At 73.4% G+C, this 15,197-nt stretch carries 15 protein-coding genes and 1 pseudogene; 10 read left to right on the top strand and 6 right to left on the bottom strand.

The window, feature by feature from the left end; translation table 11 throughout:
* Nucleotides 1–338: 338 nt before the first annotated feature.
* The 6 genes and pseudogenes from leuS (at nucleotide 339) to AC068A_RS31250 (ending at nucleotide 9,726) form a co-directional block, all read left to right on the top strand.
* Complete coding sequence (leuS, locus tag AC068A_RS31275; RefSeq protein WP_478589639.1) at nucleotides 339–3,209, top strand: leucine--tRNA ligase; 2,871 nt, start codon at nucleotides 339–341, stop codon at nucleotides 3,207–3,209.
* Between the two features lie 177 nt (nucleotides 3,210–3,386).
* Nucleotides 3,387–4,178, top strand: coding sequence for a hypothetical protein (locus AC068A_RS31270; protein ID WP_478589638.1), 792 nt, complete (start codon nucleotides 3,387–3,389; stop codon nucleotides 4,176–4,178).
* A 152-nt stretch (nucleotides 4,179–4,330) separates the two neighbouring features.
* Nucleotides 4,331–5,176: a DegV family protein gene (locus AC068A_RS31265; RefSeq protein ID WP_478589637.1), complete on the top strand. Its 846-nt coding sequence runs from the start codon at nucleotides 4,331–4,333 to the stop codon at nucleotides 5,174–5,176.
* A gap of 527 nt (nucleotides 5,177–5,703) precedes the next feature.
* On the top strand, nucleotides 5,704–6,342 hold the full coding sequence (locus AC068A_RS31260; RefSeq protein WP_478589636.1) for a ComEA family DNA-binding protein: 639 nt from the start codon (nucleotides 5,704–5,706) through the stop codon (nucleotides 6,340–6,342).
* A pseudogene (locus tag AC068A_RS31255) lies at nucleotides 6,339–8,708 on the top strand (ComEC/Rec2 family competence protein); the annotation flags it as partial. The gene AC068A_RS31260 and the pseudogene AC068A_RS31255, both read left to right, overlap by 4 nt.
* A 136-nt stretch (nucleotides 8,709–8,844) precedes the next feature.
* The gene (locus tag AC068A_RS31250) at nucleotides 8,845–9,726 is read left to right on the top strand and encodes a YceI family protein (RefSeq protein ID WP_478589635.1); all 882 of its coding nucleotides are present in this window, start codon (nucleotides 8,845–8,847) and stop codon (nucleotides 9,724–9,726) included.
* Nucleotides 9,727–9,734: 8 nt separating this feature from the next.
* Here AC068A_RS31250 and AC068A_RS31245 read toward each other — a convergent pair whose 3' ends face one another.
* Complete coding sequence (locus AC068A_RS31245) at nucleotides 9,735–9,977, bottom strand: hypothetical protein (RefSeq protein ID WP_478589634.1); 243 nt, start codon at nucleotides 9,975–9,977, stop codon at nucleotides 9,735–9,737.
* 61 nt (nucleotides 9,978–10,038) lie between these two features.
* On the opposite strand from AC068A_RS31245, the gene holA reads away from it, so the two are divergent.
* From holA to AC068A_RS31225, 4 genes are all read left to right on the top strand, one after another.
* Entirely contained in the window at nucleotides 10,039–11,037 is a 999-nt protein-coding gene (gene holA, locus AC068A_RS31240; protein ID WP_478589633.1) for a DNA polymerase III subunit delta, read from the top strand.
* Nucleotides 11,038–11,460: 423 nt separating this feature from the next.
* Complete coding sequence (locus AC068A_RS31235) at nucleotides 11,461–11,736, top strand: hypothetical protein (RefSeq protein ID WP_478589632.1); 276 nt, start codon at nucleotides 11,461–11,463, stop codon at nucleotides 11,734–11,736.
* Entirely contained in the window at nucleotides 11,733–11,954 is a 222-nt protein-coding gene (locus AC068A_RS31230; protein ID WP_478589631.1) for a hypothetical protein, read from the top strand. The genes AC068A_RS31235 and AC068A_RS31230 overlap by 4 nt, the downstream gene beginning before the upstream one ends.
* Before the next feature lie 91 nt (nucleotides 11,955–12,045).
* Nucleotides 12,046–12,321, top strand: coding sequence for a hypothetical protein (locus AC068A_RS31225; RefSeq protein ID WP_478589630.1), 276 nt, complete (start codon nucleotides 12,046–12,048; stop codon nucleotides 12,319–12,321).
* Nucleotides 12,322–12,428: 107 nt separating this feature from the next.
* Here the strand turns inward: AC068A_RS31225 and AC068A_RS31220 are convergent, their stop codons facing one another.
* From AC068A_RS31220 to AC068A_RS31200, 5 genes are all read right to left on the bottom strand, one after another.
* Complete coding sequence (locus tag AC068A_RS31220) at nucleotides 12,429–12,605, bottom strand: hypothetical protein (protein ID WP_478589629.1); 177 nt, start codon at nucleotides 12,603–12,605, stop codon at nucleotides 12,429–12,431.
* A gap of 200 nt (nucleotides 12,606–12,805) precedes the next feature.
* The gene (locus AC068A_RS31215; RefSeq protein WP_478589628.1) at nucleotides 12,806–13,036 is read right to left on the bottom strand and encodes a hypothetical protein; all 231 of its coding nucleotides are present in this window, start codon (nucleotides 13,034–13,036) and stop codon (nucleotides 12,806–12,808) included.
* 87 nt (nucleotides 13,037–13,123) lie between these two features.
* Nucleotides 13,124–13,960, bottom strand: coding sequence for a helix-turn-helix domain-containing protein (locus AC068A_RS31210; protein WP_478589627.1), 837 nt, complete (start codon nucleotides 13,958–13,960; stop codon nucleotides 13,124–13,126).
* Nucleotides 13,961–13,988: 28 nt separating this feature from the next.
* Nucleotides 13,989–14,708 carry a DUF6879 family protein gene (locus tag AC068A_RS31205; protein ID WP_478589626.1) on the bottom strand — a complete coding sequence of 240 codons (720 nt, stop codon included), beginning with the start codon at nucleotides 14,706–14,708 and terminating at the stop codon, nucleotides 13,989–13,991.
* A 120-nt stretch (nucleotides 14,709–14,828) separates the two neighbouring features.
* Nucleotides 14,829–15,191 (bottom strand): hypothetical protein, encoded by a 363-nt coding sequence (locus AC068A_RS31200; RefSeq protein ID WP_478589625.1) that lies wholly within the window; start codon nucleotides 15,189–15,191, stop codon nucleotides 14,829–14,831.
* Nucleotides 15,192–15,197: the final 6 nt, after the last annotated feature.

Genomic DNA, 15,197 nt, shown 5'->3' with positions numbered 1-15,197 from the left:
GGGAGAGAGGCAGGTGGGGGGAGCTGTGGAGGGGCAGAAGAGGGGCCAGGGTCTAGCTTCTCCCCGACACAAAAAAGAGAAAGTGGCCCACCCGGGTGGGTCCCCCCGCTTCTCGTTGTGCGGAACGATCGAGCGGCCGCCGGGACCGCTGCGGTACCCTGGCGCCATGCGTGCCGTACGCCTCCTGCTTACCGAGCCGCGCTGATCAGTACCGACCCTTCGACGCGGTCGGCATCGGCGCGGCGCCCCCTCCTGTGCGAGGGGCTTTTTCGTTTGAGCGAGCAGATTCGTTTGAGTGAGCAGAGCCGGCAGAGACGATCGATGGAGCTTCCGAAAACATGAGCGAGACGAACACCCCGGCCCCCGAGGCGGCCGAGGCGCACCGTTACACGGCTGCCATGGCCGCCGACATCGAGGCACGCTGGCAGGACGTATGGGACGCGCAGGGCACTTACGAGGCCCCGAACCCGACCGGCGACCTGGCCGGGGATCCGGCGGTCGTCGCGCGCCCCAAGAAGTTCATCATGGACATGTTCCCGTACCCGTCCGGTGCGGGCCTGCACGTCGGCCACCCGCTGGGCTACATCGCCACCGACGTCTTCGCCCGCCACCAGCGGATGACCGGCCACAACGTCCTGCACACCCTGGGATTCGACGCCTTCGGCCTGCCCGCCGAGCAGTACGCCGTGCAGACCGGCACGCACCCGCGCGTGTCCACCGAGGCGAACATCGAGAACATGAAGGCGCAGCTGCGCCGGCTGGGCCTGGGCCACGACAAGCGCCGGTCCTTCGCGACGATCGACCCGGACTACTACAAGTGGACCCAGTGGATCTTCCTGCAGATCTACAACTCCTGGTACGACACCGAGGCGAAGAAGGCCCGCCCGATCGCCGAGCTGGTCGCCTCCTTCGAGGACGGCTCCCGCGAGGTCCCCGGCGGCCGCACCTGGGCCGACCTGGCCGCCGTCGAGCGGGCCGGCGTGCTGGACGAGTACCGCCTGGCGTACCCTTCGGACGCGCCCGTGAACTGGTGCCCCGGCCTGGGCACCGTCCTGGCCAACGAGGAGGTCACCGCGGACGGCCGCTCCGAGCGCGGCAACTTCCCTGTCTTCAAGGCCCGGCTGAGCCAGTGGAACATGCGGATCACCGCATACGCCGACCGGCTGCTGGACGACCTGGACGGGCTGGACTGGCCCGAGGCCATCAAGCTGCAGCAGCGGAACTGGATCGGCCGCAGCGAGGGCGCCCGCGTCGACTTCGCCGTCGGCGGCGACGCGATCACCGTCTTCACCACCCGCCCCGACACCCTGTTCGGCGCCACCTACATGGTGCTGGCGCCCGAGCACCCGCTGGTCGAGAAGATCGTCCCGGCCGAATGGCCCGAGGGCACGCACCAGCTGTGGACCGGCGGCTCCGCCACCCCCGGCGAGGCGGTGGACGCCTACCGCAGGCAGGCCGCCTCGAAGTCCGACGTCGAGCGCCAGGCCGAGGCCAAGGACAAGACCGGGGTCTTCACCGGCGCCTACGCCACCAACCCGGTCAGCGGAGACCAGGTCCCGGTCTTCATCGCCGACTACGTGCTGATGGGCTACGGCACCGGCGCGATCATGGCCGTCCCGGCGCACGACTCCCGCGACTTCGCCTTCGCGCAGGCCTTCGAGCTGCCGATCCGCTGCGTCGTGGAGCCCTCGGACGACCGCGACGCCGACCCGGCCGAGTGGGACGACGCCTTCAGCTCGTACGACGGCACCATCGTCAACTCGACGGGCCAGGGCATCTCCCTGGACGGCCTGACCGTCGTCGAGGCCAAGGCCGCCATCACCACCTGGCTGACCGAGCAGGGCATCGGCGAGGGCACCGTCAACTTCCGCCTGCGCGACTGGCTGTTCAGCCGCCAGCGCTACTGGGGCGAGCCCTTCCCGATCGTCTACGACGAGGACGGCGTCGCGCACGCGCTGCCCGAGTCGATGCTGCCCCTGGAACTGCCCGAGGTCGAGGACTACTCGCCGCGCACCTTCGAGCCCGACGACGCCGCCTCCAAGCCGGAGACCCCGCTGTCGCGCAACGAGGCCTGGGTCAGCGTCGAGCTGGACCTGGGCGACGGGCGCGGCGTGCGCCCGTACCGCCGCGAGACCAACACCATGCCCAACTGGGCCGGTTCCTGCTGGTACGAGCTGCGCTACCTGGACCCGCACAACGACTCGGCCCTGGTCGACCCGGAGGTCGAGCAGTACTGGATGGGCCCGCGCGAGGGCGCGCCGCACGGCGGCGTCGACCTGTACGTGGGCGGCGCCGAGCACGCGGTGCTGCACCTGCTGTACGCCCGCTTCTGGTCGAAGGTGCTGTTCGACCTGGGCCACGTCTCCTCGGCAGAGCCGTTCCACAAGCTGTTCAACCAGGGCATGATCCAGGCGTACGCGTACACCGACGAGCGCGGCGTGTACGTCCCGGCGGCCGAGGTCGAGGAGCGCGACGGCAAGTACTTCCACGAGGGCCGGCCGGTCAGGCGCGAGCACGGCAAGATGGGCAAGTCCCTGAAGAACGCCGTCACGCCGGACGAGATCTGCGAGGAGTACGGCGCCGACACCCTGCGCCTGTACGAGATGGCGATGGGCCCGCTGGACGTCTCGCGCCCGTGGGACACCCGCGCCGTCGTCGGCCAGTACCGGCTGCTGCAGCGGCTGTGGCGCAACATCGTGGACGAGGAGACCGGCCAGGTCACCGTCGTCGACGGGGAGCCCGGCGAGGACACCCTGCGCGCGCTGCACAAGGCGATCGACGGCGCCGGCTCGGACATGGCGGGCCTGCGCTTCAACACCGCCATCGCGAAGATCACCGAGCTGAACAACTTCCTGACCAAGGCGGGCCGGCCGCTGGAGCGCTCGGTCGCCGAGCGGCTGGTCCTGCTGGTCGCCCCGCTGGCCCCGCACATCGCGGAGGAGCTGTGGCACCGCCTGGGCCACAGCGAGTCCGTCGTCCACCAGGACTTCCCGGCGGCCGACCCGGCGTACGTCGTGGACGAGACCGTGACCTGCGTCGTGCAGATCAAGGGCAAGGTCAAGGCGCGCCTGGAGGTGCCGCCGGCGATCTCCGAGGGCGACCTGGAGCAGCTGGCGCTGGGCGACGCGGCCGTGGCGGCGGCGCTGGGCGGGGCCGAGATCCGCAAGGTGATCGTGCGCGCGCCGAAGCTGGTGAACATCGTCGTCTGATGTCCGGCGCCTGACGGTCGTCGCCTGACGTCTGACGTCTGACGTCTGACGTCTGACGCCTGACGTCTGATGTCGGGGTGTTCCCGTACGGGCAGGTTGGGGGTTCGATGGGAACCCCTGGCCTGCCTGTGGCGTTTACGGTGGAGGGGACGGAAAACGGCAGGGGAAGGGGCCCTCATGGACGCAGGCGCGTTGATCATCATGTTCGCTTTGGTGATGCTGTTCGCCTTCCTGGGGCTCGGCGCCTGGGCCACGGTGAAGGCGGTCGGCGCGGCGAAGCGCGGCGTGGACCGTACGATCACGCAGGCCAGACGGACCGTGGAGGACACCGCCCTGAAGGCCAAGAGCCTCGGCCAGGTCGGGGTCGGCGGGTCACTGGCCCAGCTGCGCCTGGACCTGCGGACGTCGATGCGGGTCACGCGGGATGCGCTGACCGAGGGGGCCCGTACGGATGCCTCGCTGAAGGAGTCGCTCGACCTGTTCGAACAGCTGAGCGCGCACGGGTACGAGCTGGACGACGAGCTGAAGCGGCTGGAGCAGGAGCCGGACCGGGCGCGGGTCGCCCAGGCCCTGCCCGACCTGCGCGAGCGGACGGCGAAGATCACACAGGCTGCGGACTCGCTGCGGTGGGCCGCCCGCGACCGGGCCCGCCGCTTCGCGGAGGACGACCTGTCGACGCTGTCGGCGCAGATCGAGGTCGAGTCGGACGCGCTGCGGGACTGGTCCTCCCGCCGGGACTCGCTGGACGACCTCGCGGCGGCTGCGGCGGCGTGGGAGGCGGGTGCGGGTGCGGGTGCCGATGCGGGCGCGGGGGCCGGAACCGGTGCGGGTTCGGGTGGTGCACCGGGTGCGGGAGCCGGGGACGCCCGGGGGCGGCAGGGTTCGTCCCCCGCTCCGGCGCTGAACCCCTCCGCGCCGGCCCCGCAGTACCCGTGGCAGAAGAGCCCCCGCCCCGAGGCGACGACCTGAGGCGGCCGACACCGAGACGCGGGCCGCGGGCTCGGGCGGTTGCCCGGGCGTGCCCGGGCCGGTGATCCGAGCCGGGTCTCCCGTGCCGTGACGTCCGCGGCAGGGAGGAGTCGGGCTGCCGTTGCAGCCCCTCTGGCGGTAACCTCCGCCTCATGTCCCGCCATGTCGCGATCGTCACCGATTCCACGGCCTACCTGCCCCCACCGGCCATGGCGCGGCACGGAATCACCTCCGTCCCGCTGACCGTGGTCGTCGGCGGCGAGGCCCTCGAAGAGGGCACCGAAATCTCGGCGCGCAGCCTGGCCCAGGCCCTGCAGAAGCGCCGCTCGGTCACCACCTCCCGCCCGAGCCCGGAAGAGTTCGTACGGGCCTACCGGGCGGCCGCGGAGGCCGGTGCGACGGGCATCGTCAGCCTGCACCTGTCCTCGGACTTCTCCGGCACCTACGACGCCGCCGTGCTCGCCGCGAAGACCGCCCCCGTCCCCGTGCGCGTGGTCGACACGGGCATGGTCGCGATGGCCCTCGGGTTCTGCGCCCTGGCCGCCGCCGAGACCGCCGAGACCGGCGGCTCCGTCGACGAGGCCGTGGCCGCCGCGGAGAAGCGGGCCGCGGACATGTCGGCGTACTTCTACGTCGACACCCTCGACTACCTCCGGCGGGGCGGGCGCATCGGGGCCGCCCAGGCCCTCCTCGGCTCCGCCCTCGCGGTGAAGCCGCTGCTCACGCTGGACGGCGGACGCATCGAGATGCTGGAGAAGGTGCGGACGGCGTCCAAGGCCATCGCCAGGCTGGAGGAGTTGGCCGTCGAGCGGGCCGGAACGGCCGAGGTCGACGTGGCCGTGCACCACCTCGCGGCGCCCGAGCGGGCGGAGAAGCTCGCGGAGCGGCTGCGGGAGCGCATCCCCGGCCTGGTCGAGATGCACGTCAGCGAGGTCGGCGCGGTGATCGGCGCGCACACGGGGCCGGGGCTGCTGGCGGCGGTCGTCTCGCCCCGCTGATCACCGGAACGGGTGGCGCGGCTGTCCACAAGCATCCGGAAATCCACCGGAGTTGAGGGTTCCGAACGGCGGCCGGGATTCGTCCCTACCGTCGTGGCATGACTCTTCACACGCGCAGTCCGCACCGCTCCGGAGCCACCGCCGGCCCGGGGCGTCCCCGTTTCTCCGACAGCCGTCTGCGGCACCGTCGCGGCCGCGCCGACGCTCGTTTCCGCAGGCGCGCGGCGCCCGGAGATGCCGCCGCCGCGGCTGTCGTGCGCCGCCGGGCGGAGGCCCTCCTCGGCGGTGGTGCGTCAACAACCGGCCCGGGAGCACCGGCTCCGCCGCCGCCTTCACCGCCGCCGCCTTCACCGCCGCTGCCTTCACCGCCACCGGCGTTGCCGGTGTCGTCGGCGCCTGCGTCACCACCGGCGCCGTGGGCCGCGGAACCCGCACCGCCGGTACTGCCGCCGTCGGCTGTTCCGGGTGAGGCGGGCCTGCCGGAGTCGGGGGTGGCGCGGCCGCCCGGGGGCCTGGGGTGGCTTGCCGTGCGGGAGCGGCTGCCGTTGTGGGTGCAGGACCGGCTGGAGGTCCGGCCGCGTGCCGTGGGGGCCGTCACGGTGGTGCTGGTGGCTGCCGTGGGGTTCGGCGTCCAGCAGTACTGGTCGGCCCGGCCGGAGCCGGTGACCGCGCCCCCGGCCGTCGCCCCGGCCACGGCGCCCGCCCCGACGCCGGGCCCGGCCCCCGGGCCGCCCGGCACCGGCGCCGCGGGCGGCTCCCGCATCGTGGTGGACGTCAGCGGCAAGGTCCGCGACCCCGGGGTGCGGCGGCTGCCCGCCGGCTCGCGGGTGGAGGACGCTCTCGCCGCCGCCGGGGGAGTCAACCCCGGCACGGACACCACCGGGCTCAACCGGGCGCGGGTCCTGGTCGACGGCGAGCAGGTGGTCGTCGGCGGCCCGGCGCCGCCCGCACCCGGGCCCGGAGGGCCGGCCGCCGGACCGCTGAGCCTCGGTACGGCCACGGTCGAGCAGTTGGACGCGCTGCCCGGAGTCGGGCCGGTGCTGGCGCAGCACATCGTCGACTTCCGCACCGCCCGCGGCGGCTTCCGGTCGGTGGAGGAGCTCCGCCAGGTCAACGGCATCGGCGAGCGCCGCTTCGCCGACCTCCGCAAGCTGGTGCGGCCGTGAAGCGGGCGGCGGGCACGGAGCCCGTGGACCTGCGGCTGGTCCTGCCCGCCCTCGCCGCCTGGGCGGCTGCCGCCGTCGCCCTCGGCGTGCCGGCCGGCTGGAGCGCCGTCGGGGCCGGGCTCGGGGTGGCGGCCGCCGGGCTGCTGCTCCTCGCCGGGTGCCGCCGCCCGGACCGGCTGTGGCGGGCCGGTACCGCCGCGGCCCTCGCCCTGCTGTGCGCGTCCGCCGGGGCCGCAGTGGCGGCCCTCGCCCGGGCGGAGGCGCGGGCCGGACCGGTCGGCGGCCTCGCCCGGGACCACGCCCGGGTCCTCGCCGAGCTCACGGTCGCCTCCGACCCGCGGAGCACCCGTACCGGCGGCCCGCCCGTGGTGGTGCTGGACGCCGTGGTGACCCGGGTGACCGTGCCCGGCGGCGCCCCGACGCGGGTTGTGACCCCGGTCCGCGTCCTGGCCGGGCATCCCGGCTGGGGCGGGCTGCTGCCCTCCACCCGGGTCGCGGTGGAGGCCCGCCTCGCGCCGGGGCGGGACGGGGAACGGGCCGTGGCGCTGCTGCGGCCGGCCGGGGACGCCGGACCCCGGGTGACCGGCGGCCCCGACGCCGTCCAGCGGCTGGCCGGGCGGTTGCGGGCCGGGCTGCGCGAGGCCACCGACGGGCTCGCCCCGGACGCCAGGGCCCTGCTGCCGGCCCTCGTCGTCGGGGACACCTCCCGGGTGCCGCCCGAGCTGGACGAGGCGTTCCGGGCCACCGACCTGCTGCACCTGTTGGCCGTCTCCGGGTCGAACCTGACCGTGGTGCTGTTCCTGCTCATCGGCCCGCCGGCCCGCGCGCAGCTCGTCGAGCGGCGGGGGCTCGCCCCGCGGCTCGGCCTCTCCCTGCGGGCCACCGCCCTCGCGGGGACGGCGCTGACGCTGGCGTTCGTGGTCGTCTGCCGGCCCGAGCCGAGCGTGCTGCGGGCCGCGGCCTGCGGGGCGGTCACCCTGCTCGCCCTCGCCACCGGCCGACGCAGATCCCTGCTCCCCGCCCTGGCCGCCGCCGTGCTGCTGCTGGTGCTCTGCGAGCCGTGGCTGGCCCGAAGCCCCGGGTTCCTGCTGTCCGTCCTGGCCACCGGGTCCCTGCTGACGCTCGCCCCGCGCTGGAGCGAGGCCCTGCGGCGGCGCGGGATGCGGCCCCGGCTCGCCGAGGCGCTGGGGGCCGCCGCCGCTGCCCAGGCCGTCTGCGCGCCCGTGGTCGTGGTGCTGTCGGCGCGGGTGAGCCTGGTCGGGGTGCCGTGCAACCTGCTCGCCGAGCTCGCGGCGGGTCCGGCGACGGTGCTCGGCTTCGCGGTGCTCGCGGTGGCGCCGCTGTGCCCGCCCGCCGCGGAGCTGCTCGCCCGGTGCGCTGCCGTGCCGGCCGGGTGGATCGCCGCCGTGGCCCGGGGCGGAGCGCGACTGCCGGGTGCGGAGCTGGCCTGGCCGGGCGGCCTCGGCGGCGGGCTGCTGCTGGCCGCCGTGACGGTGGCCGCCGTGGTCTTCGGAACGCGGTTCCTCCGCCGGCCGTGGGCGTGCTGCGCGCTGTGCCTGCTGCTGTTCCTGGCCGTGCTGCGGCCGCCGCAGGCCACCCGCACGCTCACCGGGTGGCCGCCGCCCGACTGGAGCTACGTGCAGTGCGCGGTCGGGCAGGGCGATGCCGGCGTCCTCGCGGCCGGGCCCGGCACGGCCGTGGTGGTGGACGCGGGCCCCGAACCCGGCCCGGTGGACGAGTGCCTGCGCCTGCTCGGGGTGCGGCGGGTGCCGCTGCTCCTGCTGACCCACTTCCACGCCGATCACGTCGGGGGTCTGCCGGGGGTGCTGCGGGGCCGCGCGGTGGGCGCCATCCAGACGACCACGCTGGAGGAGCCGGCCGGGCAGGCGGGGTTCGTCCGGCGGGCCGCGGCGGCATCCGGCGTGCCCGTGGTGGCGGCAGCGGCGGGGGAGCGGCGCCGGGCCGGGCCGCTCGAATGGCAGGTGCTGTGGCCACCGCCCGGCGGACCGCCCACCGACGGGCCGAACGACGCGAGCGTGGCCCTGCTCGTCCGCACCTCCGGGCTGACCCTGCTGCTCCTCGGCGACCTCGAACCGCCCTCCCAGCAGGCCCTGCTGGGGGACCACCCGGAACTGGGGCCGGTCGACGTCCTCAAGGTCGCCCATCACGGCTCCGCGCACCAGGACGCCGCCCTGCACGAGAGGGTCCGGCCCCGGCTCGCCGTCGTCCCGGTCGGCGAGGGCAACCGCTACGGACACCCGGCCCCGGGCACCCTCCGGCGGCTGCGGTCGCTCGGTGCGACGGTCCTGCGCACCGATACCCACGGCTCCGTCGCGATCACCGGCAGTGGGCCGCGGCTGAGCGCGTTCCCGTCGCGGGGGCGTCGGCGCCGAACCGCCCGTACCGGGCACCCGTGTTCTGTTTGCCCACAACCCGACAGCATGATCGAATGCGTCTTCGCCACAGCGGGACATGTCCACACAGCACGGGGGTGCACCAACCATGTTCGTACGCCGAAGAGGGAAAGACGCGGCCGGAAGCGCCGCCTCGCACACCACCGCGACGCTGACGCTGCCTCATACGGCGCACCTGCTCAGCTGCCGGGTACTCGACACCGTCCACCAGCCGGTCCGCCGGGCCGCGTTCGAGGTGACCGACCCGATCGGCCGGCACGTCGTCAGCGGCGAGACCGACCCGTACGGCGGGTTCGCGGCGACCGTGCCGGAGGGGGAGTACCGGCTCACGGTCACCGCCGAGGGCTACGCCCCGTTCCACGGGGCGACGCTCGTGGGGGACACCGCGCAGTCCGGCACCGCGGAGATCATCCTCGATGCGGTGGAACCGCCGCTGCTGCCGCAGCCCGGGCACTGGGAGCTCGACCCGGCGCACTCTTCGATCGCGTTCACGGCCCGGCACATCGGACTCGCCCGGATCCGGGGGCGGTTCAACACCTTCGCCGGGGCGGTGCGGATCGCCGACCGCATGGAGGAGTCCTCCATGCACGTGATCATCGACGCGGCGAGCATCGACACCGGCCTGAAGATGCGGGACGACCACCTGCGGTCGGCGGACTTCCTGGACGCGGCCCACTACCCGACCGTGGAGTTCTACAGCGAGCGGTTCATCCACCGCAGCGGCAGCCGGTGGGCCGTCGCGGGCGCGCTGACCCTGCACGGCACCAGCCGGTCGGTGACCCTGGACACCGAGTACCTGGGGCTGGGCACGGGCATGGAGGGCGAGCCGCGCGCCGCCTGCCGGGCCTCCGCCGAACTCCACCGCGAGGACTTCGCCCTCAACTGGCAGTCGGTGCTGGCCAACGGGATCACGGCCATCGGTTCGCGTGTGGACGTGACGCTCGACGTGCAGATCGTCCGCAAGGCCTGAGCCGGGCCCTACGGGGCCTCCAGCCAGCCCTCGTACTCGGCGGCGAGGCCGTCCAGCGCCGCGGTGTCGAGCCGCTCCCGCGGGTCCTCGAGGACGACCAGCCACTGGGCGTCCTCGGCGTCGTCCTCGCCGGCGAGGGCGTCGCGGACCAGCTGCGGCTCCTGCTCCAGGCCGAAGCGTTCGACGGCCTCCTCGGCCACCTCCTCCGCGGCGTCGCGGTCGGGCAGCACCAGTACATGTCGCACATTCACGCGACCATTCTCGGGTACGCGGCGCGGGGGACTGTCGGTGCGGCGTGGGATGCTGGGGGCGATGGCCACCAGGAAGAACTCCACCGACGATCTGCTCGCCCCGCTCACCCTCGCGGTGGGGCAGGAGGAACTGCTGCTCGACCGCGCCGTACGGGAGGTGGTGGCGGCAGCCCGCGCTGCCGACCCCGACACGGACGTGCGCGACCTGACGTCCGAGCAGCTCCAGCCCGGCACACTGGCCGAGCTCACCAGCCCCTCGCTGTTCTCCGAGCGGAAGGTACTGGTCGTACGCAATGCGCAGGACCTGTCCGCGGACACGGTGAAGGAGGTCAAGGCGTACATCGCCGCGCCGGTCGAGGAGATCGTCCTCGTGCTCCTCCACGCGGGCGGTGTGAAGGGCAAGGGCCTGCTGGACGCGGCCCGCAAGGCGGGGGCCCGGGAGGTCGCCTGCCCGAAGATGGCGAAGGCGGCGGACCGGCTGGCGTTCGTCCGCGGCGAGTTCCGCACCCTGGGGCGGTCGGCGACCCCGGAGGCCTGCCAGACGCTGGTCGACGCGATCGGCAGCGACCTGCGAGAGCTGGCGAGCGCGGTGGCGCAGCTCTGCGCGGACGTCGAGGGCACCATCGACGAGGCCGTGGTCGGCCGCTACTACACCGGCCGGGCCGAGGCCTCGAGCTTCACGGTCGCCGACCGCGCGGTCGAGGGGCGCGCGGCGGAGGCCCTGGAGGCCCTGCGGTGGTCGCTGGCGACCGGAGTCGCCCCGGTGCTGATCACGAGTGCCCTGGCGCAGGCGGTCCGGGCGATCGGCAAGCTGGCCTCCGCCCCGCGCGGCGCCCGCCCCGCCGACCTCGCCCGCGACCTGGGCATGCCGCCGTGGAAGATCGACCGCGTGCGCCAGCAGATGCGGGGCTGGTCGGCCGACGGGGTCGCCGACGCCCTCCGCGCGGTCGCCGAGGCCGACGCAGGCGTCAAGGGCGGCGGGGACGACCCGGAGTACGCCCTGGAGAAGGCCGTGGTGGCCGTCGCCCGCGCAGCCCGCCCCCGCCGCCCCGCGTACTGACCGCCAGCTCGCTACGGGCCTCCGCGACACTCGGGCGCTGCCGGTGCTGCTTCCACGGCAGCACCGGCCCGCTGACGTGTCGCGCACCGGGATGCACCGGGATAGGGAGACGGACATGCCGAAGGCCCCGGTGCCACCTTGGGGAAAGGGGGCTGCCGGGGCCTTCGGTTACTGCTGGGTGTGCGCCGCACCCGCGTGGCGAACGCAGGCCGCGTGCGCTGGGCGCGCTGAGCCGAGCAGCTAGAAGACCCTCATAGGCCGGTTGACCTGGGGAAACGGTATCCCGCCGTATCCCTCGTTATACCGGCCTCTCTGTGCCTCATGTGTACGGCATGTGTACGGGAACAGAGCGGCGTCGCCGAGCGGGCGCAACCACTCAGCGACGCCTTGGCCGGACCCCTTCTGATCAAGGAGTCCAGACCCATGCCAGAAGCTACACCCCTGCCCGACGCGGATACCCGCGTGCTCCTCATCCAGATCGCCGTCCGCCTCGCCGCCGAGCGCCCGCAGCACCCCATGCGCCCGAGCATCCGCGAGGCACTCGCCCTTACCTTCGCCACCCGCCGCTACGGATACGGCACCGACCGCGCCGCCCGCGCCGAGGCCGGCGTCCTCACCCACGCGCCGGCCGTCGAGGCGGGCATGACCCGCGGCCAGTACGCCCGCCTGCTTCGCCAGACTGCCGGGGGTGACCGGTGACAACGACCGCCGGGCACGAGCCGCTGCGCGACCCGAAGCACGACGCCGACCGGTGGGTCCCGCCCTTGGACATCGCCCTGTCCCGCGCCCGCGAGATCCTCGCCGACCAGCAGCAGGCGAACATCTACGACGACCGGGCCATGCTCCGTGCCGCGGTCATCCTGGAGATCGGCCTTCGCGACCTGCTGGCCGCCCTCGACGCCGAGGCCGACCAGTGACCGGGCCCCGCACCGTCACGGTGCCCACCCTCGGCCACGGCGACGTCACCCTGGCCGAGCGGCTGGCCGCGCCCCGGGCGGGGGGTGCGTGGTGAGCACCCCGCCGAAGGCCGGCAAGTCGTTGTCCGTCCGCGTTGACGAGGCCCTGTCCGACGACCTCGCGACGATCATGCGGACCGGTATGACGGCGTCCGACGCGGTCCGGTACGCCGTCGCATTCCTCGCGCACGGCTACAGCTGGGTGTGGGAGTCCGGTCTCTACCCGAACGGCGTCGCACCTGCGCGTATGGCGGTCCGAGTGCCCGCGTATGACGGCGGTGCGACGCCTACGTCCTCGGGACGTGCGCCCTCGCCCGACCCCCGCTGACGGGGTTCTGCAACAGGGTGCACAAAGGCCCCCGGGATGATTCCCGGGGGCCTTCGCTGCCCTGCCGGACCGCCCCGATTCGCCGCCGTCGCGGACCGGCAGGGAGATCACTTCCAGGGCTTCGGCTGTAGCACCACCTCGCCGGGCCGCACCCGCTCGCAGCCGGCTTCGTGGACGAGCGCGCCGCCCTCGGGCCCGCCGAGCGCCAACGGCTGGGCCCCGCACCCCGGGCACCGCCGGGGTAGGGCGGTGCGGCCGCCGGTCGGGTAGGTTGCCGCAGTCATTCGATGCCCCCTTCGCCTGATGGACAGGACCACACGTCTACGTCCAGGACGTGTACGCCCTGGCGGCCCATTACCAGTCCGCGGTACACGGCGTCCGACAGTCAGCTGCTTGCCGCACGCAACGCAGGCCCGGCCGCGGGCCTGCTCCCAGGTCAGGTCTCGGAGTTCGGGGAGCGGCGCTTCCGCGCACAGCTGCGGAATCATGGCCGTTCCTGCCGAGCGCGGCAGGCCTCGGTGGGCGACTCCTGCAGCAGAATCAGGCCGCGCTGTTCACGGCACGGTGCGCAGGCGTACAGCGGCTTCGGGGGCCCGGAGTTCGATTCCCCCCACTGCACCACGAGCGCGGTCTCCGAGGGCCCGTCGTGCCAGTTGCACCAGCCGCTGGCGAGAACGGGGAACTCCGCCAGGCTGGCCTTCTGATTCATCGCCATGACCAGCACGGTAGGGAGCGCGGCGAATCGCGAGCTGGCGTGATTCTAGATGATTCTCGACTAGCGGCCGCGGATTCCCTCGTGTTCTCACGCGAGGTCGAGGTGAGCGTGGGCCCGGGCGATCAACCGGTGTGCGGCCGGGCCGTACGCCGCGGATTTGCGGAGCGTCTCCCACACCCGCCTGTATAGGGCCACGCTGTCCGCGTCGTCGAGCCACAGTTCGGCGTGCCAGTCCTCGGCGATCACCAGGCGCTCGTCGTACATCCAGAACCCGTTCGCCGGCGGGATCCCGACGGGTGCGCCGAGGGGGACGATCCCGAGCCTGACCGTGTCGAGGCCGATAACGCCGGCGAGGCGGTCGAGCTGAGCAGCCAGGACGCGCGGCGGGCATACGCCCGCGTGTAGGGCCGCCTCCCACATGACGATGTCGAACTGCCGCCCCGGCTGGTACAGGATCTCCTGGCGGCGCATGCGGGCGCGTACCGCGTCCTCAATGTCGCGGAGAGACTGGTGCAGTTCGGCGTAGCGGCTGAAGACGTGCCGGGCATACTCCGCGGTCTGGAGCAGGCCCACGACCATGGCGCCCTCCCAGGCGCGTAGATGGGTGGAGCGCTCGTACTCCACCGTGAGCGTGTCCTGGACAGGGCGGTGTCCGGCACGCAGTTGGCGGCGCCACGACCGGGAGCGTGATTCCAGCCCCTGGAGCCGTGCCCGCAGCTCCTCCGCGGCTTCCGGATGCCCCGTGGCGGCCGCCCACTCGTCGAGATCGGCCGGTGTGGCGGTCTGGCGACCCGTCTCCAGCTTGGACACCTTGGACTGTGGCCACCCGAGCCGGGCGGCCAGGTCGCGCCCGGTGGTCTCGGCTCGCAGCTCTCGCAGGCGCGCGCCGAGGGCCACCCGAGCCTGCTGAAAGTCGGTGCTCACCCTCCGGACGGTACCGGCTTCGTGCCCGTTACGAGGTGCTCGCGTGATGCCAGGCGGCTTCCCGGGCCTGGCAGTACCGCAGGACCCGTACGGGGTCCGTGATGAGCTCCACGCCCGTCATGCGGTCTTCGCCGTCGAAGTGGAGGAGGGCCACGACCCGCGCATCGAAGATCCAGAAATCCTCGTCGGGGAGTCGAAGCTCTTCGGCCTGCGCGCGGGTGAGTGTGCGGATGTCCTCGCCGACGGCTCGGTTGCGGTGGGCGTTGTCGAGCAGGTATCGCTGCCCTTCCGTGGCCGGCTCATCCAGGACGCGGACCCGCTCGAATCGCTTCCCCAGTGCGACCTGCTCGCGGCGCTCGGCGCACCAGGGATCGGTGAGGTCCCATTCGACGCGGCCGGTGGCGGCGAACTCCCAGTAGGTGGCCGTCTCTTCGTCGGACGCGTACCGGCGGCGAGTCTCCAGCCGCCACGCCGAGTGCGCGAGGGTGCGGAACATGCCGTCGAAGTCCTCGAAGCTGACGAACTGCGGCACGTGTACGGGCTCCTTGGGGCCGAAGTTGGCCAGCAGTTCCCGCGGTACGGTCACTGCGCCTTCATCGGGGGTCAGGTGGTCCAGCTGGCCGAGTTCGGCGGGGTCGTCCACTCGCTTGCCCTGGACGACGTAGTTTCCGGTGGCCGGGTCCTCGTACAGGGTTGGGCATCCGTTGTTCCCGCTGTTCGTACCGACCTTCAGGAGTCGTCGAGCCATAGGTCTTCCCATCCGTGCGTCACCGACAGTGTGTGACGCACGGTAGCGGGGGCTCGGCGGTCGCGACAGATGGCCGTGCCCGCCCCCGGGCGTGTAGGGGGCGGGCACGTGGAGCAGCCGTCACGCGGCTGCTGGTCCTGGTGGGTTGTCGCGGATCAGCTGGGCGAGGCGTTGCGGATCTGCGCAGCATTCCTCGTCATGCCGCATCACGTACCGCTCCGGCCCGGTAACCTCCATCGACGCTCCACACAGGCACCTCCCATCCAGGGCAGCCAGCCGGTACCGCTGCATCGCCACCCGCACCACAGGCGGAAAGTCCGCCCGCATTACGGGGAGACGCAAGGTGGCATGGCCCTTCTGCCACACCTCGGTGCTCCCCTCGGTGCGGACGTAGACAGCCTCCGTCTCGATGAGGCTTTCAAGTGCGGCAGCCTGCTCAGCTCGTTCCCTTGCCGCCAGCCGGCGCGCTTCCCGGTCATCCATGCCTGC

The sequence above is a fragment of the Streptomyces sp. NPDC043854 genome (assembly GCF_056436005.1).
This window is presented reverse-complemented; position numbering and strand designations above follow the sequence as displayed.